Origin of the sequence: Chrysanthemum yellows phytoplasma, from assembly GCF_000803325.1 — a bacterium.
Lineage (GTDB): Bacteria > Bacillota_I > Bacilli_A > Acholeplasmatales > Acholeplasmataceae > Phytoplasma > Phytoplasma asteris.
The window spans coordinates 1-251 of the sequence record NZ_JSWH01000161.1; the positions used below are offsets into that span (position 1 = coordinate 1).

A 251-nucleotide genomic window follows, 5' to 3' on the forward strand; every position below is an offset into this window, starting at 1 on the left:
ATTAACTAATTTGCATTTCAACAATATTAATGTTTTTAACCACCAATCTTTATGTGTTGCCATCACTAAACAAATAATCCAACCATCTTTATTCCACAAACCATTTAATGAATATATGATACAAACCCATAATCTCCTAAACGAATATCTTATTGACAAACAACACAATTCTCAAAGTAAAAAAGTAATCCGTGGTAAAATCAATGAATATTTCATTTTATTATATTTTCAAAACAAAGGAATCATCAATT

Annotated in this window: 1 pseudogene; it reads left to right on the plus strand. The window is 25.5% G+C overall.

From position 1 onward, the window contains the following. Positions 1–251, plus strand: a pseudogene (locus OL66_RS04055) (hypothetical protein); the annotation flags it as partial.